This is a genomic window from Paraburkholderia lebeckiae, assembly GCF_050436225.1.
GTDB lineage: Bacteria > Pseudomonadota > Gammaproteobacteria > Burkholderiales > Burkholderiaceae > Paraburkholderia > Paraburkholderia tuberum.
This window is the reverse complement of the sequence record NZ_JBNDLU010000002.1, coordinates 1428540-1451481: the sequence shown is the minus strand read 5'-3', so window position 1 is coordinate 1451481 and position 22942 is coordinate 1428540. Positions and strand designations below refer to the sequence as shown.

General features: G+C 60.4%; 16 protein-coding genes and 3 pseudogenes. 13 read left to right on the top strand and 6 right to left on the bottom strand.

What is annotated here, in order from left to right; translation table 11 throughout:
- The first annotated feature begins 604 nt into the window (after positions 1-604).
- The 3 genes and pseudogenes from OKW45_RS21380 to OKW45_RS21370 form a co-directional block, all read left to right on the top strand.
- The gene (locus tag OKW45_RS21380) at positions 605-931 is read left to right on the top strand and encodes a hypothetical protein (RefSeq protein ID WP_018424319.1); all 327 of its coding nucleotides are present in this window, start codon (positions 605-607) and stop codon (positions 929-931) included.
- A 751-nt stretch (positions 932-1682) separates the two neighbouring features.
- Positions 1683-1823: a hypothetical protein gene (locus OKW45_RS21375; RefSeq protein ID WP_429470913.1), complete on the top strand. Its 141-nt coding sequence runs from the start codon at positions 1683-1685 to the stop codon at positions 1821-1823.
- A gap of 28 nt (positions 1824-1851) precedes the next feature.
- Positions 1852-2028 (top strand): annotated as a pseudogene (locus OKW45_RS21370) (sigma factor); the annotation flags it as partial.
- A 298-nt stretch (positions 2029-2326) separates the two neighbouring features.
- Here OKW45_RS21370 and OKW45_RS21365 read toward each other — a convergent pair.
- Positions 2327-2974 (bottom strand): hypothetical protein, encoded by a 648-nt coding sequence (locus OKW45_RS21365; protein ID WP_429470911.1) that lies wholly within the window; start codon positions 2972-2974, stop codon positions 2327-2329.
- 1329 nt (positions 2975-4303) lie between these two features.
- On the opposite strand from OKW45_RS21365, the gene OKW45_RS21360 reads away from it, so the two are divergent.
- The 5 genes and pseudogenes from OKW45_RS21360 to OKW45_RS21340 all read left to right on the top strand — a co-directional run bounded on the left by OKW45_RS21360 (position 4304) and on the right by OKW45_RS21340 (position 11449).
- On the top strand, positions 4304-5023 hold the full coding sequence (locus OKW45_RS21360) for a protein-L-isoaspartate(D-aspartate) O-methyltransferase (RefSeq protein ID WP_429470909.1): 720 nt from the start codon (positions 4304-4306) through the stop codon (positions 5021-5023).
- Positions 5024-5119: 96 nt separating this feature from the next.
- The gene (locus OKW45_RS21355) at positions 5120-7624 is read left to right on the top strand and encodes a spermine/spermidine synthase domain-containing protein (protein ID WP_429470907.1); all 2505 of its coding nucleotides are present in this window, start codon (positions 5120-5122) and stop codon (positions 7622-7624) included.
- A 513-nt stretch (positions 7625-8137) separates the two neighbouring features.
- Positions 8138-8470 (top strand): hypothetical protein, encoded by a 333-nt coding sequence (locus OKW45_RS21350; RefSeq protein WP_429470905.1) that lies wholly within the window; start codon positions 8138-8140, stop codon positions 8468-8470.
- A gap of 1016 nt (positions 8471-9486) precedes the next feature.
- Positions 9487-9696, top strand: a pseudogene (locus OKW45_RS21345) (alanine racemase C-terminal domain-containing protein); the annotation flags it as partial.
- A gap of 1003 nt (positions 9697-10699) precedes the next feature.
- Positions 10700-11449, top strand: coding sequence for a glutathione S-transferase family protein (locus OKW45_RS21340; RefSeq protein WP_429470904.1), 750 nt, complete (start codon positions 10700-10702; stop codon positions 11447-11449).
- Positions 11450-12276: 827 nt separating this feature from the next.
- On the opposite strand, the gene OKW45_RS21335 is transcribed toward OKW45_RS21340, so the two are convergent.
- Complete coding sequence (locus tag OKW45_RS21335) at positions 12277-13131, bottom strand: class I SAM-dependent methyltransferase (protein WP_429470903.1); 855 nt, start codon at positions 13129-13131, stop codon at positions 12277-12279.
- Positions 13132-13231: 100 nt separating this feature from the next.
- On the opposite strand from OKW45_RS21335, the pseudogene OKW45_RS21330 reads away from it, so the two are divergent.
- Positions 13232-13538 (top strand): annotated as a pseudogene (locus OKW45_RS21330) (DUF4148 domain-containing protein).
- A 401-nt stretch (positions 13539-13939) separates the two neighbouring features.
- The gene (locus OKW45_RS21325; protein ID WP_162634008.1) at positions 13940-14332 is read left to right on the top strand and encodes a hypothetical protein; all 393 of its coding nucleotides are present in this window, start codon (positions 13940-13942) and stop codon (positions 14330-14332) included.
- 396 nt (positions 14333-14728) lie between these two features.
- Here OKW45_RS21325 and OKW45_RS21320 read toward each other — a convergent pair whose 3' ends face one another.
- On the bottom strand, positions 14729-15118 hold the full coding sequence (locus tag OKW45_RS21320; protein WP_429470901.1) for a hypothetical protein: 390 nt from the start codon (positions 15116-15118) through the stop codon (positions 14729-14731).
- A gap of 995 nt (positions 15119-16113) precedes the next feature.
- Here OKW45_RS21320 and OKW45_RS21315 point away from each other — a divergent pair.
- Both OKW45_RS21315 and OKW45_RS21310 read left to right on the top strand, forming a co-directional pair.
- Positions 16114-18798: a DEAD/DEAH box helicase gene (locus tag OKW45_RS21315; RefSeq protein WP_429470900.1), complete on the top strand. Its 2685-nt coding sequence runs from the start codon at positions 16114-16116 to the stop codon at positions 18796-18798.
- A 22-nt stretch (positions 18799-18820) separates the two neighbouring features.
- Positions 18821-19840, top strand: a complete 1020-nt coding sequence (locus tag OKW45_RS21310; RefSeq protein ID WP_429473337.1) for an SWIM zinc finger family protein — start codon at positions 18821-18823, stop codon at positions 19838-19840.
- Positions 19841-20764: 924 nt separating this feature from the next.
- Here OKW45_RS21310 and OKW45_RS21305 read toward each other — a convergent pair.
- Genes OKW45_RS21305 through OKW45_RS21295 form a run of 3 tightly spaced genes read right to left on the bottom strand, consistent with a single transcriptional unit; the run spans position 20765 to position 21965 of the window.
- Positions 20765-21196, bottom strand: a complete 432-nt coding sequence (locus OKW45_RS21305) for a DUF6691 family protein (protein WP_429470898.1) — start codon at positions 21194-21196, stop codon at positions 20765-20767.
- A gap of 1 nt (position 21197) precedes the next feature.
- Positions 21198-21632 carry a YeeE/YedE family protein gene (locus OKW45_RS21300; protein ID WP_429470896.1) on the bottom strand — a complete coding sequence of 145 codons (435 nt, stop codon included), beginning with the start codon at positions 21630-21632 and terminating at the stop codon, positions 21198-21200.
- 15 nt (positions 21633-21647) lie between these two features.
- Positions 21648-21965, bottom strand: a complete 318-nt coding sequence (locus OKW45_RS21295; RefSeq protein ID WP_429470895.1) for a metalloregulator ArsR/SmtB family transcription factor — start codon at positions 21963-21965, stop codon at positions 21648-21650.
- Between the two features lie 84 nt (positions 21966-22049).
- Between OKW45_RS21295 and OKW45_RS21290 the strand changes: the two genes are divergently transcribed.
- On the top strand, positions 22050-22910 hold the full coding sequence (locus OKW45_RS21290) for an MBL fold metallo-hydrolase (RefSeq protein WP_429470893.1): 861 nt from the start codon (positions 22050-22052) through the stop codon (positions 22908-22910).
- Positions 22911-22942: the final 32 nt, after the last annotated feature.

The following is a 22942-nucleotide window of genomic DNA, read 5'->3' as shown; positions in this document are numbered from 1 at the left end:
GGCATTAAACGTTAGCGTGAGACAGCGCAGTGACATCTGACATACTCTGTCTGCTCGCACGGAGCTGGATCGCGGCGCCGTGATGGTCGCGCGTAAGCTGTGGACCCTTTGCTACGGTTAATTGAGGCGGGCAACGCGTCGCTACACCTTCTCTCGTTCGAAAGTGATCGGACTCAGACTGATCTGCTCGGAAATGCCGACTTCCTTACAGTCCAGCAGGGTGCTCCTCGAAGCGTCACTGGTACCTCCGGTGATCGTCGGCCCCACCGCCGCGTCGAACTTCCGTAGCCGACCCACAGCCGCCCTTCGACCCCACCTGAACTCAACGGCCGCTTGCAAGGTGCTACGGCCACTTAAATAACACGTGGGGTCGGTCGTCAGATCGTTGGCTGGAGCGGACGTTCGGCGCCGTGCCTGCGCGAGCAGTGGCAACGCCTATACTCAAAGTCATGCCACCCTTCGATCGGCTCCGGAGCACCGACGCTGCACGATGCCGGCCGGCCCAAGCGCACGGGGGTGGCAACATAGGCGCCAGGGTGGTAAACCGCAATCGCGCCAGCCTCGTTTTAGAGTTTCGGACACGCTTTCACAAAGGAGTGTCACCATGATGCAAGCCAGCGAAATCCAGAAGCGTTTCACGCATCTACAGCAATCCATCGAACAGGCTTCGCAAACCTGTCATGCCGACTCCACCCTCCCCAAGGACCTCATCGAGTGCGTTGATGAGCTAGATCAACAATCCGCGTCGGCAAAGAAAGTGATGGCTTCGAACGATCAGGATCGCATGCGCCAATGGGTGGACGATCTTGAGCGGATCGGCGACAGCGCAGAAAAAGCGTGCGAACGCGCTGCGAATGTCAATGCCAGGATCAAGAAAGCAGTCAGTTCGGTTCACGCCGAACTGAGCGATCTAAAGAAACAGCTACATTAATCTCATTCACGTCATGTGAGCGGTCGCCGCGTGCGTGAGCGACCTGCGGCGGGGACATTCACGCTGATCGGCCCCGCCGCCAATATTTCACGCAGTTCTTACCCGCGTCGAACACGATGCCGATCGCGACGTTTGGCTGGTGCGAGCGGAATGCCTTACTTGCGTATAGGCTTTCGAAGCCTGATGCCCTCCGGTGGCGCCACAAGGAATGAACGTCCGGTGCTCCAATGGCCGTGCCGCGGTCTCAGCTTCCACACTATCGCCGTCGACGGGCGCTGAACGACCCGCATTAGCCGGTCATGGGGTTGCGATACTGCGATACCATCGGCCGCTTCCTGGGGCTTCGGACATCCGCCGCGCTTCACGAACAAGGTATCGTCGGCAACGCGCGAACACCGTTCTAGCGATGCGGGGCTATGCCAGCCAACCGTCGCGGAGCTTGCGCAAAGTCCGTGCCGCGTCGAGCGTGCATCGTCCCGAGGCGATACGTGTCATAAATAATCAATGCGGTGGAATAATGCCGCGCCGTGGGCGTTTGTAGATTAGGCGTCGCGTGCAAAACCGCGAAGCCGCGAAACGGAATTGTCGGCCGCGCACAGTGGTTGCGTCCCCGTTTTGCAGGGGGTTTGTCTGTCCTTTTTGTAAACGTTCACCGGCGTCGCGGCACTTGCCGCGAGCGATCCGCGACTCGCCGGCTCAACGCGCGGCCGCCCGCCAAGTCAGTTGAGTTGGCCGTGCAGGAGAGTTCTACATGAAAGTATCAAGACTGCTATCGGCCGTATTCGTGATCATCGCGCTAGGAGTCGCATCGTTGTCGTTGGCCGCGTGCCAGTCCACGGGCGACACGAGCTCGTCGGGCAGCAGCGGCACCAGCAGCAGCAGCGGCTATTGATGCGCGCTCGCGCGGCCGTCAGCGGCGCGTGAACTTCGAAGCGGAAGTGATATCGCGGCTCCCGCAGCCGCGGCGCTATGCGCGTGCGCTGACGGGCGACTCAGTCCGGGCTGACCATCTGGTTCACGATACGGCCGAGCGGGCGCTCGCGCGCTGGAAAGGCTTTTGGCCCGACTGCAATCTGCGTGCGTGGCTGCTGAAGATCCCTGCGACACATTGTCTGACAGGCTCGTGAGGAAAATGCCGACATCTTCTTCTGGGACGAATCTGGCTTTCGGGCCGCTTCTTGAGCAGAGCAGCCGGTTGAATGACCATCTAAGCGCAAGGGCGAACGACCGTAGGTGGCCGCACACGGTCGGATCCTGAACCGACGACGGCGGCTGTCAATCGGCCCGACCGCACTCGACAGAAGACGACCGATCCCGGGTTCCGGCTAGAAGCGCACGGTGCATCGCGCGACAGGATGTAGGGCATTAGTCCGATTGAGCGCACCTGCTGCTTTGTCACAATCCTTTGGAATTTCTCTGAATCTCAGCGTTGCAGCGCCTGGCGTAGAAGAATGTCAGATCCCAAGTGTCTCGATCCAGGGCTTCGAAAGTACCCCAATCCTCGCTTGGTTCACTGAGGCGGTCACATAACAGTTCGATAACTGCATCCGGAGCGGGTGCACAGTTCATGTGCGGCTTGTGCGACATCAGAAACGTCTGCATCGTCTCGGGTTGTTCCAGGTTGAGCGGAACGTGCCACGGTAGCCGGCCAGATGTTCCATCAAACTGGACATACAAGACCGGCGGAGCTTTGAAGTGCGTGTGGAACAGCCCATGTACATGGATCGCGAAACGCTCGAAATAGTCCTCTACGCGCGACTGCAAGCTTGCGTGGGTATAAAGGAGGGTCGCGCTAGTGGTGGCTTCCAGACGAAATGTAACGAACCTCGCTTCCCCTTCTTGCGAAACCACCCCAACTCCGTACTGCCCTATCGCCTGAAACGTGGTCGCGCGAGGCGGAGTATAAAAGTATCGATCGACATAAGAGACGGGTTCCCAATCGTCATCATCATCGCGGAAGTTGCCCGCGCGAGAACTCGCGTACGCTGGATTGTTGGGATTCAATTGATTGGATCTGTTGTCCCTATCGCTTTTGCTCGACATAGTGTGCCTCCGCATCCGGTTCTGGGAGAAACAGCATATGCGTCCAACCCGGCGAGCTCAGTCTTGCGTCTGGCTTGCGAAAATCACCCTTTCGGATCCTTACGCATCAGGGAGTTGCGCAGTCCGTGAGTCGTCCGTCTCCAGGCCTCGTCGGCCATTTGCTGAGCCGATTTCACGGTATGTTCGATCCGATGCTTACTCTTCGGCGCTTGCGCAATCGCTGAAGTCAGACCGGAAAGTGTCCGTCGGACAGTCCTGGTGACCATAACTCACTCCGCGTTCTTGTCCACGTGTCAAGTCTAGGCCGTTACGTGAAGCGCCCGCTACTGTACGTTTGAACAGTCCCTTGGTGAGCCCATCATGGACATCCGGAAGCGCCACAGGCGACACGTCAAGAGCATCATTCGTCGTCTTCATCGTCTCGTTTCATCGGAGTAATGAGCCCCTGGCCTGTATCGATCCCGAGCCGTTCCAGCGCCTTGGCAAGGTCGTCAATTTCGCTGGCGAAATCCATCTGCCACTCCTCGCCTTCACTGCGCACAGTCAGCGAGTGATGCGCAACAGACGCGTAACGCGCGCGGTGGATCCGCCTGCACGACGACCGAGGTGTTCCGCAACTGTTTTATGAAGTGATCTGCGCCCGTATGTCCGCACCGAGCCCAGCAACTCCTTGGCAGTGTAGGTGGGCTAGCCGAGGTTACATGTTATTGGCGATCGTGGCACCTGTCCGGACGAGCGCTCATGACCGACTACTGCCCGATGCCGAAGGCCGTGATCGACCCGGAACGGACGTATGCGGTTGCGGGAGATCAAAGACCGCTCTCAACGGCTCTCCGGCCATTCGGTTTCCTGTTTGCTCGGCATTGGGCGAATCCCATGCGAGGTCCAATAGTCGTTCGGCGCTTTGAGTGTTACAACAGATCTCTTCTGTTAGACCGGCGGGTCTTTCTTGACGTCGAAAGTTGCGCAGAGCTCGCAGCGATGATGTCTGACACGCGGCAAGCGCTACACTCCGGCACTCACGGGTGTCGAAGTTTTTTGTTGTGAAGCGATGCGCTCGCGCATTCCGGAATCAAGGCCATTGCATCGTTAATGCGACGGTTAATGCGACGCGCGCTGGTAGCCACTTCCATGCGGTGAAGTGGCCCGAGCCGGGCATCCTCATTCAGACGTCAGTCAGCTGTATCAGCGCATGCCGCCGCCATTGGGCGACGAGCTCGGGGGCTGCGACTGACACGCGGCGGGCCGGGCGCGCCCTGTCCGACCGCGCGTGCGCGGGCGTAGAATTGCAGCACGTCAGGCAACAGGGGCGGCACGGTGAAACCAGTCATGCTGCGCTGGCTGCGTACCCTGATTCCAGCAATTGCTCTGGTGTGGATGTCTTGCGGCATTCACGCGGCCGACGATTTTGCGCCCCTTCGTGCGAAAATGATCAACGACATCGCGGATCTCACGGCCGAAACCGGCAGACCCGCCATCGATCCGCGCGTGCTCGACGCGATGGACCAGGTGCCCCGCCACCAGTTCGTCCGGCCTGGCGAGGAGCGCGACGCCTACGAGAACCGGCCGCTTCCCATCGGCTATGGCCAGACCATTTCGCAGCCGTACATTGTCGCGCTGATGACCGACCTGATGAGGATCAAGCCCACTGATGTCGTGCTGGAGGTCGGCACCGGCTCCGGGTACCAGGCGGCGATCCTCTCGACACTCGCGCGAGTAGTATATACGATCGAAATCATCGAGCCTTTGGGCAAGGTGGCACAGGAGCGCCTGCAGCGGCTCGCGTACAAGCGGGTGAACACCACGGTGGGAGACGGCTATTACGGGTGGGAAGCCCACGCACCCTACGACGCCATCATCGTCACGGCCGCCGCGAGCCATGTCCCTCCTCCTCTCGTGCGGCAGTTGAAGCCGGGCGGCAGGATTGTCATTCCGGTAGGCGCGCCGTTTCTGACACAGTATCTGCTGCTGATCACGAAGGCGAACGACGGGACCGTCTCCACCCGACAGATTCTGCCCGTCAGCTTCGTGCCGCTCGTCGGGCACTGATTCGGCGCGGGAATCAGGCGACGCAAAGGGACAACGCGCCCCCCATCAGCATGGGCTAAGCGTCCCCGTCCTCCCTCCCATCAGGTACACGCAATCATGCCCGCCGCGCCGTTGTTCGCCCTCTCCCTGCTCTCGGCCGCAGTGCTTGGTTACGAGCTCCTGTTGATGCGGCTCTTTTCGATCATTCAATGGCATCACTTCGCGTACATGATGATCAGCGTCGCCCTGCTGGGTTACGGAGCAGCCGGCGCGATGGTTGCGCTGGCGCAACGCTGGCTCGCGCCCCGGTTCGCAGCCGTGTTCGTCGGCAGCGCATTTCTGTTCGGCGTTCTTTCGGTTGCCTCGTTCGCTTTCGCTCAGCGTGTCGCGTTCAACCCGCTGGAGATTCTGTGGGATCCGCGCGAACCTTTGCGCCTGCTCCTGATCTATCTGCTCCTCTTCGTTCCTTTCTTTTGCGCCGCGACCAGCGTCTGTCTCACGTTCACGCGGTTCAACGATCAGATTCCCCGCATTTACAGTTTCGACATCGGCGGGGCGGGCTTGGGCAGCATCGCAATCATTGGCGTGCTATTCGCGCTCCGGCCACTGGATGCGCTACGGTTACTGGGTGCTGCGGGCATTGCGGCAGCGGCGCTGGCATGTGTCGAATGCCGCTGGCACCGGCCGTGGTTGCCGGCCCTGTTGCTCAGCGCCGCGACCGTGTTGGCCGTCGGCCTGCCGCGCGACTGGCTCGCATTGCGGCCGTCGGAGTACAAGGAATTGAGCCAGGCCCTGCGCATCAAGGACGCGCACGTGGTCGCCGAAAGCTCGAGCCCGCTGGGTCTCGTCACGGTGGTGGAGAGCCCCTTGATTCCTTTCCGGCATGCGCCCGGGCTGAGCCTCAACGCGACGATGGAGCCGCCGCCGCAACTCGGCGTGTTTACCGACGGCGACGGACTGTCCGCGCTCAATCGCTATGACGGACGGCGGGAACCTCTCGGTTACCTTGACTATCTGACCTCCGCGCTTCCTTATCATTTGCTGCGGCGGCCCAAAGTCCTCGTGCTTGGCAGCGGCGCTGGAGTCGACATATTGCAGGCGCTGTACCACGAAGCGAGCGCGATCGACGCGGTAGAACTGAATCCGCAGATAGTCGACGCGGTGCAGCGCCGCTTCGCCGATTTTTCCGGCAAGCCTTACAGCGCACCCAACGTTCGCATGTTGATCGGCGAAGCGCGGGGTTTCGTCGCCGCGAGCAGCGAGCGCTACGATCTCATCCAGGTCGCTTTGCTGGATTCGTTCAGCGCCTCCTCGGCCGGCCTTTACGCACTTTCCGAGAGCTACCTGTACACCGTGCAGGCGTTTCAGGACTATCTGCGCCATCTCAACCCGGGTGGCATGCTGGCGATCACGCGCTGGGTCACGCTGCCCCCGCGCGACGTCCTGAAGCTGTTTGCGACGGGCGTCCTGGCGATGGAGAGCACCGGCGTGACGCAACCGTTTCGTCGGCTCGTGCTGATCCGCGGCTGGAATACCGCGACGCTGCTGGTCAAGAACGGCGAGTTCGATGACGCGGACATCGCCGCGCTGGGCACCTTCTGCCGCGCCCGTTCGTTCGACGTCGGATACTACCCGGGGATGCAGGCCGACGAAGCGAATCGCTACAATGTGCTTGAAAGACCCTACTTCTTCGAAGCCGCGCGCGCTCTGCTGAGCCCCGGGCGAGACACGTTCTGGGCACGCTACAAGTTCGACGTCCGCCCCGCCACGGACGACAAGCCGTACTTCTTTCACTTCGTCAAATGGCGGTCGCTGCCTGAGTTTCTCGCGTTGAAGGGGCGAGGTGGCCTGCCCTTGCTGGAATGGGGCTATCCGGTACTGATCGCGACGCTGCTTCAGGCCACGTTGACGGCCATGGCATTGATCCTCTTTCCTCTCTGGGTAATGACGCGCCGCCAGCGCACGGCGCATGGTTCGCCGCGCTTAAAGGCTACCTCCCGCGGTAACGCCGCTGCTTCGGTGGCGGCGATATCCGGATGTAGGGTCGCAATATATTTCGTCGCGATCGGCTTCGCCTTCATGTTCATCGAAATCGCGTTCATCCAGAAGTTCATCCTGCTCCTGAGTCACCCGCTCTACGCTGTCGCCGTCGTGCTATGCGCGTTCCTTTCGTTCGCGGGACTTGGAAGCCGGTACACGCAGCACCTGCAGGGCCGCGAGGCGCTCCTGGCCGGCTACGCGCCGCAGCCGTGCAGGAACACGAATCGCTGGTCGGTCGCGGCGACGGCCATCGGTGCGATCTCCGCCATCTCGTCCTTCTACCTGCTTGTGCTCCCCGCTCTGTTCCCGTTGCTGATCCCGCTATCCGATCCGGCCAGGATCGTGATCGCCGTGCTGCTTGTCGCGCCGCTCGCGTTTGCGATGGGGATGCCCTTTCCGCTGGGGCTCAGCCGCGTTGCTGCCGGCGCCGAAATGCTCGTGCCGTGGGCCTGGGGCGTCAACGCGTGCACTTCCGTGATGGCTGCAGTTCTGGCGACGGTACTGGCAATTCATCTGGGCTTTACCGCAGTGGTCGTGATAGCGGTCTTGCTCTATCTTGCCGCGGCGGCTGCCTATCCTTGATCCGGCATGATCCGGTTTGATTCGGCGTGGTTTCCAACGGGCCCGCGTGCTCCCGAGCAGGATTGGACTCACCGCATGCCGGGTCCGGCTGGCGTGGGCGTGAGCGACGCGACGGCTCGCTGCGAGCCCGAGCGTCACGGCAGCCATGCGGCCATAGTCGAGCGTCGCGGGGACGTCGTGCGCGGTATGGTAGTGTGGGTTGCGCAGGTACGCGGTGTCCGTGACCATCACAGCCGGAAAGCCTTCGCGCCAAAAAGTTGAGTGATCGCTCAGCGCGACGCCCGGCACCCACCACGGCAACGCCGCGCGTTGCAGCGGAAAATCCGACGAGGCCTGAAACGCGTTGGTTAGCCGTTTTTCAATCGAGACTGGCGACGGATATTCTGGCTGACGGGATCTCTCGCCCACCGTCACGCTGAAGCGGAAGTGCTCAATTCAGGTTCCGCGAGCGTCTGGTGCCGCCCGTGAATGAGCCGATGCCTATATCACGCAATGGTTAAGGGAGCCGATTCGATGCCTGAACAAATTACCAGGTATCCAGACGTGACGCTCCGGGTGCTGAAGGGTGCGGGTGCGGTGTGCGGTGAGGGAGCCGCCCAGAAGATCCTGACGCAATGCCCTGCTGAGCGGTTCTGCGCGCTCCCGACTGGCGAGATCTGCGTCTATGGGATCAACGAGATCTCGAACATGACGCAAATCACTGCGCGCGAAATCGCCGCTGTCGTTGCCGCGAAGTGCCAATCCGACGCAATGCCGCTACCGGCGACGTGGTGGGTAGGAAGTGTCCTTCTTGGGACCGGCTTACTGGCGGGCTTTGTGCTGGGGAAATACATGAAAAGGCGGTAGGCGATCAAAGGCGAACCGAATTCGCCGACATCGACTCGACCAATCCCGTCATTCGAGCCTTCCGTTATAGAGCGAAGCGCGCAGCATATGTCGCTCAAGCGCAAACAACTTGGCGAACGCTTTGCCATGTGGCATCGCTTTGCTGGGTTGGCCCAAACTCCGTCTGCTTTCTGAGCAGTCTCGCGTGAACTGCACTTTTGCGCCGTCAGCGATTTAACGTGACAAAGCCCTTCACGGGTAGGGCGTATGCGACGTGACTGGAGATTATCAGGCAGGACTGGGGCTGTCGCGTTGCGCTAACCGCTTGGCGAGTGCATGATTGATCAAGCCTGTGTGCGCAGGACGAATGCCTGTTGGCAGCAACAGCCCAGAAACTTTGGACGAATGGTCCGGAGGCTCGCTCCGCGCGACGCAGCGATGATGGCGGTCTAAAGTGAAAAGAGGAGCGAAAGTCCTCGTCATCTGGATGCTCTAGGATCAACCGCGCCGCACCACAAACTGAGAAGTGCTGCGCTCCACGTCTACGCCGAGTTTTTCAACACCATCGGCCGACAACGGAACAACGACCACCGCCTATGCCCACGCCCATCTGCGGATGCATAGGGAAAAACACGCGCATTCGCTATGCTTTAGTTATGTAGACGGCATTCGCAAGAATATCCTTCCGACCACGGGGCAGATGATCCGCCCGACTCAGGGACCGAATGTTGCGTTGATCGATTTATGCACGGGAGACAACCATGGTCAGGCTTTTCTGCATATTGGCTCTAGGGGCTGGCATCGCGGGGTGTGTCATCGCCCAGCCGTACGGCTATCCGGGGTATGGATATGGTCCCGGCTACTACGCGCCTAGCACCAGCATCGGTGTGGGCGTGGGAGGCGGCAGCTTCGGCGGGGGCGTAGGCGTCGGTGTCGGGGTTGGTTTCTGACATCCCCGAATGAACCCGTGCGCACCACGAGCGTACTCAGGCACCCGTACGCGAGATCGGCGTCATCGGCATCCGAGCAACTCACGCGTGAATCAACTCGTGCCCCGCGTCTCTATGCATATGCTAACCGTGGAACTGACGCCCTGCCCGTCTGTGGGAATTGGCTCGAAAATTCGAGCTCTGGGTGAGCAGGTGAAGATTGACGATGTCGCGTCCGCTGCAGGCACGATTGGATACAAACTCATGTGCGCATTGGCGCTTCGCGTGCCGGTTACGGTGCCTAGTTTCATCAGCTGATCCGGACGGATTGATGTCAATTCATTTCTGCTACGCCAATGAGATGCTCGATGTACTCGTCAACGCGAGCACGTGCTTCTTCGGCAGCTTGTGCACCGGTTCGCGAAATAAGCGGATGAGTGGCGCCGTTGCCAATACACCCCCGTGGTGCACCCAGGCCGCGTAGGCAAATACACCCGATTCACGTTGCGTTAGATTGAATGTCACGTCGTACGTTCGTCGCATTCCCTCGGTTCGCGTATAGGGGCATCTGTACAGCTGTGATCGAATCATAAATCGCCTCCCAAATCTGGCCCTCACTTCAATTCATGACCGAGCCATGAAAGATGTCTTTTGGCATCGGTGACGAAGAATCGGTGGCAATGCGTACACGGCTTTTGAGCGACACCGTACAGCGTCGGGCAATAGAACGGCTGGATCGGATTAACGATATGCAATCGCGCCAGAGGTCAGGCACTTGCGACGCAACCGCCACAAACTTTAAGAAGGCAACGTCCCGCCGGCAAATCCCGCGCCGGTTTATCATGCTCACGCGGATGAATGCCAGCACATGCCTCAACGTCAGCAGCGAAAGCAAGCGCTGTTAAACATACTGTCGAGATCCGTAGCAAGCGACTCGATCGGTGACCCCATAGACGCGTTCATCGCAGTGTCACGGGCGTTCGCGGAGCGGCGGTTGATCAATCCGCTGGCACGGTAGCTGTGGTTTGCCACGACGACGGTCTTTTCTGCCGCAGTCTGAACTATCCGTTTCACACGCCCTGAGGTGGTCAGTCAAGGTTTTTCAGAGGGAAGTTGGTTTCCGGCACGCGGTTCGAGTCGCTCGTTTAGGGTCTTTGACCGTTCGCCTGCCGTCCGACTTGCATCAATTGCCGCTGGTGCGCAGTTGTCGCGAGGTTCAGACTTATGGGTCTGAGCAGACAATCAGCCAGTGCTGCAAGTTTGGACGAGCGAAACATCAGTCCATCGTTCTCAACGCGATCCGTCATTCAAGGGGATCAAAATGCGCAAGCTGTTCTTCACGACGGGATCGCCTTTCGCTCGTGCCGTCCGCATCGTGCTTGTCGAGAAGGGACTCGATTTTGAACGCGTGGAGACATTCACGACGCCCAGCGTCGAAGAGCGTGCGAAGGTCGCGCCGACCCTTCAGGTTCCTACCTTGGTCGACGGTAACCTGACTCTTTGGGACTCCACCGTGATCATCGACTACCTCATGTCCAACTATCCAGCCGCGCCTGCGCCGGAAGGCATGGAGCCTTTGACATCCGACTACGTGCGCGCGATGGAAAGCTGGCACGATAAGCTCGTTCTCGCCACGTTACAAACCTTCGGCGTGTCGACGACGACGGTGTCGCAACTGCAATGGTCTGGGATCCGCCATGAAGAAAATGGCCATGCCGCGCGCTGCGCTATGCGCAACCAGCATCTCCTCGATTGGTTCGAGAGTCAGCTCATCGGCACTGACGGCGCCTTCGTCCCCGGTGTGATTTCCGCTCAGGATATCTTCCTCACCTGTTTCTGTCAGTTCATTGAAACACGCCCATTGCGATTGTCCTGGCGCGCCCCGAATCGACCCAAGCTCGCGTCGTTGGTTGCGCGAATGGAAAGGCGGCCATCTCTCCAACAGGAAGCCGCACTTTGGTGGGAGCCAGGGATGACGTATGCCACTGCCGCCGAGGTGGAATGGGCAAGACGTAAAACCATTCATGGTGGGCCCAGCTTCAGCGAGTGGGCGTCGCAGTCCGCAAGCTAGGGCACAGTTTCGAGGACGATCGAATGAATCGGTACGACCAACGAGGAAAGCGCCGAATTCGTGAGGGAGGGCGGCTCCATGTCAGCCTGAAGCGGTCAGCCGCAAGTGCGGCCCGATCGGCTCCTCCGGCCGACGTTGGGACGATCGTCTCCGACGCCCGGATGTCTCTTACCAAGGTGGACGAGACGTTCGAGCGTCCATATCAAGGCGCCAGCCAACGGCCGTAGATGGCCGACTGCGGTCCGCTTGGAGATCGGCTTGCACTCGAGGCGCATCTCGCGTTCGACCTCCTGCGGCGCGACCACGGTCGGCCGTGCGACGCACACACTCTCAGGCAATGATTCTCGTTGGGTCTCTTGTCGATCGCGGATACGGCAACCTCGAACTCGCCGCGTACCGAACAGCCGACGCCACGGTCTGCGAATGCTTCGGTGCCGGTCGACCAACGAGTGGAACCTCGACGCCACCGGATTCGCAGCCTTTGCCCGGATCCTGACTCGCTACGACCAGCAGCTGTGTGGAGCGCCGCTCGCCGCGCTGGCTGAACGACGGAGCAGCTCGATCGCCTGTAGGCTGGAGACAAACGCGATGAACCGCTCCGAAAAAGCGCCTGAGGCGTGGAAAAAAGGGCTACTTGCGCCGCTTCCGACTAAGGGTTTATACTAAGCACGTCTCCTCCATGTCTCTTCCTGATATGGATTCAACCCGCCCGCGTGGCGGGTATTTTTTTGCTTCGGTGCGGGCCACTGGCGCGGCGCCGGACTATCTATAAAGGGTCAAAGGCGCACTCACGCTCGGCGAAAAAGCCATTGGGTGGCGGGGCTCGTTCAGGCAGGCGCGCTGCTGATTAACCACATCGCGGCGGGCAATCGCACTCTTGCACCGTCCGCATAGGGCGCAAGCGCCCCGTGAACAGAGGCGGTGGCGGCGGAGACAACCTCTGCTGGCTGGTTGCGCAGCCAACTGTTTACGGCGCCGATTTGGGTTGACTGAACCACCGCCTCATCCAGCCCGCGGCCGGCGACGATATCGAGGTCCATGTCGAGTTTCTCGAAGCGCGGTGGCGCCCAACCGGCCGCCGTGACAACCTCGGTCACGTGGTCCCGATCGGCGAAGGCAAACATTCCGGGAGCGTTCGGTGCCGGCTGCGGCCTCGGCGGCAGGCGCCACGCGGCCGCGGTCATCGGCACTTCCATCCACGGGTTTTCAGCCAGCGAGCGCCAGCACACGAGCGCCATGCGCGCGCCCGGAGCGGCGGCGCGGCGCATATTGGCGAACGCCGCCCCCCGCTCGCCGAAGAACATCACTCCGAAAGCGGAGATCAGCAAATCGTATTCGTCCAGCGCGGCCGTTGCCGGATCGGCCTGCCGCCAATCGACATTGGCGATGCCGGCGGCGCTCGCGCGCCTTTTACCCTCAGCAAGCATTGGCCCGGAAATGTCCAACCCAGCCACACGTCCGGAGGGACCCGCGGCGCGCGCAAATTCCAGCGTGGGCGCGCCACAGCCACAGCCAATATCCACCACCCGTTCGCCGGCACGCGGAGCGGCAAAGACAAGCAAGGCGTTGGTCACCGGCGCGAGCGTGATGTCGGTGTGCTCCTGTCGAGCCACCCGGATGTCGCCGCCGTTCCCGTTCCAGAAGGCAAGCATGTCGGCAGTGATCTCTTCGGGCGAGGCCATCCGGGTTCTCCTACCGAGCGGGTGAGCACGTTGCGGCTTCGCCGAGCGTACAGCAGTGTCATTGTTCGTACCTCGTTGCTTTACTGAAGGTGGACGTGACATGAAGAACTCGCCGAAGATCTGGCCGATGGTTTCCGCGTTGACGATCTCCCTCGCTGGCAGTGCCGCAGGAGGCATTGCGGAAGGCGCGACGCATCAGAGCGCAACGGAATGCCACGATCTCGCCGCTCTCAAACACCATGCGCCCATCACACCCGAGCGCAACCGGAGTGAACTGGCGGCGCTGAGGAAGGCCGGGGTACGACCCAAAAAGGTTCGATCCTCACTATCCGAATAATCTACAGGCTGCGCAGCGTCAGGTCGATCGTTGGTATCAGGCGGAATGCCCGCAGGCTCGGCCCAATTGAGGCGGACAGCCGAGTCGAGTTTGCGGTTGACCTGTGGCCGATCACCGACATGCGAAACGCTGACACGGAGCTGAGAACGCCTCTGGTCGACCCATTGCTGCTGTTCGACCCGGCGCCGCCTCGACGGCAGCTTTCAAGGTACAACGGCCATTCGCTCGGTCAGATTGGCCAGCACGTTGTCGGCCGTCGCCGTTTGGGTAGGTGCGAATATCATCGCTTGCGAGTGTCGGCTTACGAGAAGATCGTATGATCTGGTCGGTGTCGCCCCATCCGGGGCACTCGAGAATCTGAGACTGGATGCCATAGAGCAGGCGCCGAGCGACCGCCTAGAGGCGTCGGCACGGTCGTTGGCCCAACGCAGCCTCATCTATGACGCGCGCCAAAGCGTGTGACGGAACCCATTGGCCTCCCTGCGCAACGAATCGGGAGGTTGCGTCGACGACCGTTTCGTTGCTGTGATCATTGAAGACGGCAAAGACTGGTGCAATGACCGCTTCCGCCAAGGCAAATTGCTGCTTTTCGAATCTGCCTGTGTCAATGCGGCCTTCGGCATCGAAAGTGAGAATGGAAAACACGTTTCTAACGACGCGAACCGGCTCTCTGTCTACGAGCTCGACAACCACGTCGGCCATTCGCGCTCGTTGCCCCGCAAAGGCGGGCAAACAGTCGCTTGCCGGATCTCGGAGCATCCGGTCGAACCTGGCGCTCGACAGCCGCCAGACGGTATCGTCACCCGCAATGAGAAACCTTCGGCAAGAAAGACCCATGGTGTTGCCCGCGTGTGTCAGCTGTGAATCTCACCGCCCTCGGTATGCTTCGACAACCAGCCTTGCCAGCTGCAGATTCGCCCTTGTACCCTACACCACGAGCACGACGAGCGGATCGTATCGTCCTGGTCGATGGCCGGCTCCGCTGGGCATTTGTTATTCGCCGCCATGACGCCGGTGTCGTCGAAGTGAGGGGAGCACGCGGTTACGGTAGCGTGAAAGTCCGCCACGGGCTGGCCTTGCCAGGGGCAACTTATTTCCCGTCTCGAAAGTGTGCTGCGTTGCGGATACACATCCTGAACTGGATTCAACTAGACGGATATCTGCGCGCTATCCCGTCGCACCTTCTCCATACACGAATATTGTCGGAAGGAGACTGGCAAGACAGGAGTCAGCTCGACGGAAGGGCCTGGACCTGCAACATCATTGAATGATTTCACCGCTCCAACGATCACGGTTGGCCCAGAACGGGCACTGCGGACAATTTTCGCCTTCCGGATAGTCAATCCCTTCCTCATGCGGACACCCGATGATGCGATCGACGGCTGCCACCGATTTGGCACCATGCTGTTCGATGAATCGAACGATTGCTTCGATGACGTCTGGATCAATTCTCGCATCGGTTGTTTCGCAAAACCACCGCTCAACAGGATCGGCGTCAGCATCTTCGTGGGTGACGATGCCTACAGAGAGTTTCGTCGCGCGGGCGTCGTCCGGCCCATAGAAGGCGACTGTCGCCACCGGGTAGCCGCAGAAGCCTTTGTCGCGTTTTTTCGCGAACTTCTCTCGGTACCACTGAGTCTTGAATGTCATGAACTCTCCTCGTGCAGCCCTGCCGCGTGACCGGGGCCGCGCTGTCCACGTAAGCAAAGCGTACCAACTTTCCACGCCCGTGGCGGTCCGCCCGACAGCAAAGAGTTGAACCCGCCGCGTCGTGTTACTGCGCCTGGCGAGCTTCGGGTGGCCGCAGTTTCCTTTCATGCTATCAGGCAGGCCGGCAGTGAGCATTCAGACCGCCAATGACATTAGCTGGGCACAGCGTGCCGTGACTGCATGGGGGGACGTAGGCCAGTGGGTGATTTGCGCATTATTTCACCGATGACCGGCGAAAACGCGGCTGAGTGTCAACACTGATCGCGGGCAATGCGGCAAGCGCACGTTTTAATTCAGTCGCCGCACCGGAGGAGGATATCCATTTCCACTGCCCTGAAGTGACGTCATGACGACGGACTCATCGTTGCGGCGGTCAGGTATGTCGGAATTATCGTCGTCGGTCCGGCGGCAACAACCGGCCGCGCGGATTGACACGCCGCTGAACGGGCCGTCGCTCCGAACCTGGACCTCATATCGCACATCGACGCCGAAGCTCGACCGTCCGCTGGCCGAACTGCCAACCTCGGTGTCAGCGCGGCTTGGCGCCATTGCCATCCCATCTCTGATGACTTAGGCTCCGGTACTCTCTCGTCGTGAATCTTCGTTCCCGGCAGAAGTCGGAAATTCTCCGGGACCGTCGTAAAGGTCAAACGTTGGCGGGTCCCCGGCAGAGCCGCAGGCGTACTTTGTGCGCTGGGGCGAAACAATCAGATTGACCTACAGCACATGGAAAGACCATTCACAAGAGATGCACGACGCTGCAGCGAGCCACAAAACCCCCTACGCTCGGTCCAGCCGGTAATTTCACCGGTCCGGCTGCAAGTACAGCTTCGCGTGGCTTGCGCTGGGTCGGGAGGCATGCAGGTCAATTCCGAAGTTACTCGCTGGGTAAACGCGCAACCTAAGCGCTTGCTGCAACAGCTCAACGAGAACGTATGCCCGTGACTGCTACCGACATTCTCGCGCCACACCTGACGCCCGGTGGTCACCTGCTTGCGGTTCCAGAGGACGACGCGCCACTATTGGCGGATGAAATACGACCGCGGCTAGGCAGTTCTTTTGCGCATGGCGCAGGACATGGCCTGCTGTATCTGGGAACGGCGGAAATCGGCCGCATTTTGCCGCCCGCCTGGGCCTGGTGGCGAGATTTTGCCGCGCGCTATGTCACCGCCTTGTGCGCCACACCCGAGGGCGGCGAGATTGCGGTCGTCACGCCCGCTGCCAAGGACTTCGATGCCCTGATTGCCGATGCGCCGCCGATGACGGGCGGGGAGTATCTAACGCCAGATGTGCTAGCCACGCTGTGGGGCGAGATCGATACAGCCTTGCACCAGGAACTGGCGACCGCAATGGTCTCGCTTCAGGATTTCCTCAAGTTGCGCCACCCGGCCTGGAATCTGGTCGGTCGTGTGCATTTCAACCTCGCTGAGAACCGCAAGGACACGGAGTCACCGTTCGCCTTCCTTGCGACTTACACTTCGCGCCTGTCGGCGCATGGCAAAGCGCAACACCAGCCACTGTCGCAAGCCCTGGCGGAATTTTCGGGAGCCAGGAGCAAGGCGCAGCTCCTGTCATTACTGCTGCCGGTGCAGCGCGCCGCGGAACACTGCGATTGGCTTCGCGAAATGGTGGATACCGGCGAGATATACCATCCGCTGCGCTGGACGCCGCTTGACGCCCATCGCTTTCTCTCGGACCTGTCCCAACTTGAAGCCGCCGGGATTGTCGTACGCACGCCAGGCGTCTGGCAGGCGGGCCGCCCTGCTCGTCCCGTAGTAAGAGCCAGCGTCGGAGCAAGACCACCTTCGCTCCTGGGCAAGGACGCGTTGCTCGATTTCAGCATGGAGGTCTCCCTCGACGGCGAGCGTCTCAGCGCCTCCGAGGTCAGGGATCTGCTCAAAGCCGCCGATGGCTTGCAACTCATCCGCGGTCGCTGGGTCGAGGTGGACAAGAAAAAGCTCAGTCGCCTCCTGAAGCGATTCGAGGCCATGGAAAAGGCGGCACAAACCGGTCTGCCCTTTAATGAGGCCCTACGCCTTCTGGCGGGTGTTTCGCTCGACGGTAACGCCGACCCCGCTGACCGCGACTGGTCGCAGCTTGTTGCAGGGCCGTGGCTGGCCGACATGCTGCAGGAATTGCGTCAGCCGGAGGGGCTGGCGCAGATCAGTCCGGGACCGGAACTCAAGGCGAACCTGCGGCCCTACCAACGGGCCGGCGTGCGGTGGTTGTACCTGCTCACCCGGCTCGGACTGGGCGCTTGCCTGGCGGACGATATGGGCCTGGGCAAGACCATGCAGGTACTCTCGCTGCTGCTCGTGCTGAAGCGTGAAAGCACCGAGGTGCGGCCCAGCCTGCTGGTCGCCCCCGCATCGCTGCTGGCCAACTGGGCGGCAGAGGCCGAGCGCTTCGCCCCGGGCTTGCGCCTGCTGATCGCCCATCCGTCGGTCATGCCGGCGGCCGATTTGCGCGCGCTGGACGCCGCGCGGCTTGCGGACATCGATCTCGTCATCACCAGCTTTGGCTCGCTGCTTCGCCAGCCGGTACTGGGGACCATCCAATGGCGCCTTGCCATCGTTGATGAAGCACAGGCGATCAAGAATCCGGGCGCCAAGCAAACGCGACAGGTCAAGCAACTCCAGGCACAATCGCGCATCGCGCTGACTGGCACGCCCGTGGAAAACCGCCTGTCCGACCTGTGGTCCATTTTCGATTTTACCCACCCCGGTTTGCTGGGCTCGGACAAAGTCTTTGCCAACTTTACCAGGCGGCTGGCGAAGGCCGAGCACTTCGGCCCGCTGCGAACGCTCGTACGGCCCTACATCCTGCGCCGCCTGAAGACCGACAAGCGGGTAATCGACGACCTTCCGGACAAGACCGAGCTCAAGGCCTGGTGCCACCTGAGCCCGACCCAGGCGGCGCTTTACCAGCGTGCGGTGAAGGATCTGGCCGCCGCGCTTGAGGACGCCGAAGGCATCGGTCGCAAAGGTGTGGTGCTGAGCTTCCTCATGCGCTTCAAACAGATATGCAACCATCCGTCGCAGTGGTTGGGTGACGCGGCCTGGAAGGCGGAAGACAGCGGCAAGTTCGCCCGCCTGCGCCAACTGGCCGAAGTCATTGCCGCCAAGCAGGAAAAAGTGCTGGTATTCACCCAGTTCCGCGAGACCACTGAGCCGCTGGCGGCATTTCTGGGGTCAATCTTTGGTCGCGAAGGTCTGGTGCTCCATGGCGGCACTCCGGTAGCCAGGCGCCGCGAACTGGTCAGGAGATTCCAGGAAGACGAGCTGATACCCTTCTTCGTGCTGTCGCTCAAGGCCGGTGGGGCGGGTCTGAATCTCACCGCCGCTTCGCATGTGATCCACTATGACCGCTGGTGGAACCCGGCCGTGGAAAATCAGGCGACTGATCGTGCGTTTCGTATCGGCCAGCAAAGGAACGTCCTGGTGCATAAGTTTATCTGCCGTGGCACGATCGAGGACCGTATCGACCAGTTGATCGAAGCGAAGCAGCAATTGGTGAAGGATGTGCTGGAGGGCGGCGCGGAGCTTCTGCTCACCGAGATGAGCGATCGTGAATTGCTCGATCTCGTGAAGCTCGACGTTCATGCCGCGCAAGAAAACTGATCGTCAGGAGAGAGGAAGCGCAATGGGTTACGGTTACGGGGGATGGAAGCCCTATGTCTCGGTCGCCGAGCGCAGAAAAAAGGCTGAACGGGCCGCCGCGAAGGCTAGGAAGGCCGGTGCGGTCCTGTCGCCAATCGCGTCGTATCGAGGCGCCATCGCCAGGACCTTCTGGGGCAAGGCCTGGTGCGACAATCTGGAAGGCTATAGCGACTATGCCAGCCGCCTGCCGCGCGGCCGTACCTATGTGCGCAATGGTTCCGTGATTGACCTCCAGATTACGGCAGGCGAAGTGCGAGCGCAGGTAATGGGTTCGAGCCTCTACACGGTCGGCGTGAGCGTGACGGCGTGCCCGGCAAAGCAATGGCGAACAATTGGTGCCGACTGCTCGGGGTCGATCGATTCGATGGTAGAACTGCTGCAGGGCAAATTCTCGACTGCCGTGATGGAGCGCATCTGCAAACCCGGAACGGGTCTTTTCCCGGTGCCGAAGGAAATCAAATTCAATTGCAGTTGCCCTGACTGGGCGTCGATGTGCAAGCACGTTGCTGCCGTACTCTACGGCGTCGGCGCGAGACTCGACCAACAGCCGGAATTGCTTTTCGCCTTGCGCCGCGTCGATGCCAATGATCTCGTCAGGCAGGCCGGCACCGGTCTGCCCAAATCCGGAAAGCGACCGCCTGCAGGCAAGGTGCTCGACGACGCGCTAGTGGCCGACGTGTTCGGTATTGAGATGGCCGACGTTTTCCCATCGACGAAGCCTGTTGCCGGACATAAAAAGCCGGCAGCGGGTAAGGTGACAGCGAAGGAGGCTACCATGTCGGCTGTGGCGACGCCCAGCAAGCCATCTCCGATTGCGAAAACCGCGACCGACAGTAAAGCGGCAATAAAGAAAGCCCCAGTCAAGCCGTCTGCCGGGCCGCGAAAATCGGTTAGCAACGTCGTTGCAAGTAAGACACGGGCGACGAACCCGCCGGCAACGCCGAAAGCAACGATAACACCGAAGCGTCCTGGCGCGCGGATGGCGAAAGATAAGTCCCGCTAGCCTCCGATTCGATGCTGCATGGATGACCACGCGACCAGCGAGCGACTTGGACGAGTAAGATATTTTTCAGCAGGAAAATTCAGCTTCTCTCGGCGTTTCCGGTCAGCTGACGTTTTCGGTTCAGGACTTCCCACGGCCAATTGATCCTGCCGATCGCTCATCGCGGGCAACCGGCGACTCACTGCCGTCGCCGTCGACATGCGCTCATACCCGGACGCTGCCTTCGGAAAGTGAGGCGCCTTTCAAGGCCCTGCTGATCAATGGCACGTCGCCCGGCGTTCACTTCTGGAACCCGCGCAAATGATAAGCAGTGCGTATGAAATGGTGACCATTCCTTTTATGTAAAGTTACCCAGCTTTCCTACACGCTTTCGCCGCCTTTTTGACATCCAGGCTATCGTGTTCGGCAATTTCGCGGTTGAACGCGATAGGTGCCGCACAGGTGGGAAAGATGATCGGCAACGAGGCGAAGAGTCGAAGTTTTGCCCGCGCCCGCATAAGCCTTTATCTTAAGCTTGCCTGCTGACATATGCGCGGTCGAGGTTCAGCCGCAAGATCGCTTTCTCGCTAGGCACAGCTACCTGGGCCGGGCCGCTTGGGCTCGGCCGCCCGACGGAACGGCGTCAACTATCGCCTGCTGTTCTGCGGTTGGTTGTCCTTGCCCACCCGCCCGGCATCAGACGAGGAAGGCTTTTATGGCTTTGAACGCATCTAGCAAGTTGTTTTGCGTGTACGCCGAACCAGAAGCTTCTGCAGACCGGCCCATATATTCTTTGCTCGACTTGCCGACGGTTCCTGACGAGCTTTCGCCAAAACGGCACGGCTTGCGGGTCATGCCATGCGGTGTCTACGATTCCAGGATAGTAGAGACGAGGGTTCTGATAATCATGAACCGATGACGAGCCGCCTATCAGTGCCCAGCGGGTCAAGCCTCTTGTCGACGCATGTTCACGCGCTCAATGAACTCGAACACGGCCATGCCGCCGAACATCGCGGCCACAAAACCCCACGCCTTTGGGAGGCCAGCGCCCAAGGCGACCAGTGCGGGCCCCGGGCAAAATCCTGCAAGCCCCCAGCCGACGCCAAACACCGCACTTCCCAGTACAAGTCTCAACGTTACGTTGGTGCCGGCCGGTATCTGCATGGGCAGCCCCAGCAGGGATTTTTTGCGGTGCTTTGCAAACAGGAACGCGACAGAGCCTACGGCTATCGCCCCGGCCATCACGAATGCCAGTGAAGGGTCCCATCGTCCCGCGAGGTCGAGAAATCCCAGCACCTTTGCTGGATTGGCCATGCCGGACACCATCAGGCCGACGCCGAACAGCAGGCCGGAAATCAAAGCAGCGAGCAAACCCATTTCAGCCTCCCAGCAGATGTCTGGACACGAATACGGTCAGAAAACCGCTTGCCATGAAGGTGGCCGTTGCGACCAGCGAACGGACGGAGCCCCGCGAGATGCCACAGACACCGTGGCCGCTCGTGCAACCGCTTGCGTAACGCGTTCCAATGCCAACCAGAAAGCCCGCGACAAGTATTTCGCCCCACCCCGCATGGATATCAGGCGCTACCGGGTTCCCGAGCAGGCTTGCCAGCGCAGGTGCCCCAATCAACCCTGCAAGAAAAGCGACACGCCACCCCGTATCTTTCTGAGGCGTGCCCAGCAGGCCACCGAGGATGCCGCTGATGCCGGCGATACGTCCGTTGAATAAAACAAGCACGGCAGCCGCGGCGCCAATCACCAGACCGCCAGTCAATGACAGGCCCGGCGTAAAACTCGCGATATCAATCGACATACCCCCTCCTCACCTTCATTGGGCGCAAAACTGGTCATACAGCACGTTCATGACCGCAATCGCTTCCTTGCTTGCGATGGAATAAAAGATGCTCTTTCCCTCTCGCCGTGTCGCCACGAGCTCGTTATCGCGAAGTACGCCGAGCTGTTGGGAGAGTGTCGGCTGACGTATGCCCAAGTGTTCTTCCAGGTCACTCACACACAACTCGCCCTGCGACAACTGGCACATCAGAAGCAACCTGTCGGGATTGGCCAGCACCTTCAGTAGCGCACAGGCTTTCTCTGCCGATGCCTGCATCACCGACAGGTCGATTGGGACGGACTTCTTCCTCATCTCACCACTCATAATTTACACACAAACATTATATTGTATTATAGATTATTTGTGAATAGAATGAGCACATCTGAGGAGGTCAGGATGCAGCCCATCGTTCAGCCGTTCTTCGACCCGGTCACCGGCACGGTGACTTACGTGGTGTTTCAGCCCGGGCATCAGGAATGTGCAGTCATTGACCCGGTCCTTGACTACGACCCCAAGGCAGGACGCACTGCGACGACGAACGCCGACCGGGTCATCGAGTTCGTGCGCCAGCGAGGCTTGCACGTTCAGTGGATACTGGAAACGCACGCACACGCGGACCACCTGTCCGCAGCGCACTATTTGCGCGAACAGCTAGGCGGCAAGATTGCGATTGGAGAGCACATTCGCACCGTTGAGGGCGTGTTCAAGAAGCTCTGCAATCTGGAGCCCGAATTCCGGCTTGACGGCTCCCAGTTTGACCATCTGTTTCGCGAAAACGAAACGTTCTCTATCGGGGCTCTGACGGCCAGAGCGCTGTGTGTTCCCGGTCATACACCTGCCGACACGACCTACCAGATTGGCGATGTGGTCTTCGTGGGCGACACGCTCTTCATGCCGGATGTCGGCACCGCGCGCTGCGACTTCCCGGGTGGCAATGCACACACGTTGTACGGGTCGATTCGAAAGCTGTTGGACCTGCCAGGCGACACCCGGCTCTTCATGTGCCACGACTATCCACCCAAGGGCCGTGAACCCGAATGGGAAACTACCGTGCTCGCGCAGCGTGCACATAACATCCATGTGCACGACGGTGTCACAGAGGAACAGTTCGCGAGCATGCGCGAAGCGCGCGATGCAACGCTGGCGATGCCCGTTCTCATCCTGCCTTCTGTGCAGGTAAATATACGGGCTGGCGATTTGCCACCTGCCGACGAGAACGGCACCCGCTACCTGAAGATTCCCTTAAGGCTACGCTGAACAAGCCGCGAATTTGGCAGCTTGTCAGCAAT

Bases quoted from the DNA above. Each gene is read 5' to 3' on its own strand.
- OKW45_RS21335 (WP_429470903.1), bottom strand. From the start codon at position 13,131: ATGGCCTCGCCCGAAGAGATCACTGCCGACATGCTTGCCTTCTGGAAC.
- OKW45_RS21305 (WP_429470898.1), bottom strand. From the start codon at position 21,196: ATGGGTTTGCTCGCTGCTTTGATTTCCGGCCTGCTGTTCGGCGTCGGC.
- OKW45_RS21380 (WP_018424319.1), top strand. From the start codon at position 605: ATGATGCAAGCCAGCGAAATCCAGAAGCGTTTCACGCATCTACAGCAA.
- OKW45_RS21375 (WP_429470913.1), top strand. From the start codon at position 1,683: ATGAAAGTATCAAGACTGCTATCGGCCGTATTCGTGATCATCGCGCTA.
- OKW45_RS21295 (WP_429470895.1), bottom strand. From the start codon at position 21,965: ATGAGGAAGAAGTCCGTCCCAATCGACCTGTCGGTGATGCAGGCATCG.
- OKW45_RS21350 (WP_429470905.1), top strand. From the start codon at position 8,138: ATGCCTGAACAAATTACCAGGTATCCAGACGTGACGCTCCGGGTGCTG.
- OKW45_RS21355 (WP_429470907.1), top strand. From the start codon at position 5,120: ATGCCCGCCGCGCCGTTGTTCGCCCTCTCCCTGCTCTCGGCCGCAGTG.
- OKW45_RS21290 (WP_429470893.1), top strand. From the start codon at position 22,050: ATGCAGCCCATCGTTCAGCCGTTCTTCGACCCGGTCACCGGCACGGTG.
- OKW45_RS21315 (WP_429470900.1), top strand. From the start codon at position 16,114: ATGCCCGTGACTGCTACCGACATTCTCGCGCCACACCTGACGCCCGGT.
- OKW45_RS21320 (WP_429470901.1), bottom strand. From the start codon at position 15,118: ATGACATTCAAGACTCAGTGGTACCGAGAGAAGTTCGCGAAAAAACGC.
- OKW45_RS21340 (WP_429470904.1), top strand. From the start codon at position 10,700: ATGCGCAAGCTGTTCTTCACGACGGGATCGCCTTTCGCTCGTGCCGTC.
- OKW45_RS21300 (WP_429470896.1), bottom strand. From the start codon at position 21,632: ATGTCGATTGATATCGCGAGTTTTACGCCGGGCCTGTCATTGACTGGC.
- OKW45_RS21365 (WP_429470911.1), bottom strand. From the start codon at position 2,974: ATGTCGAGCAAAAGCGATAGGGACAACAGATCCAATCAATTGAATCCC.
- OKW45_RS21310 (WP_429473337.1), top strand. From the start codon at position 18,821: ATGGGTTACGGTTACGGGGGATGGAAGCCCTATGTCTCGGTCGCCGAG.
- OKW45_RS21360 (WP_429470909.1), top strand. From the start codon at position 4,304: ATGCTGCGCTGGCTGCGTACCCTGATTCCAGCAATTGCTCTGGTGTGG.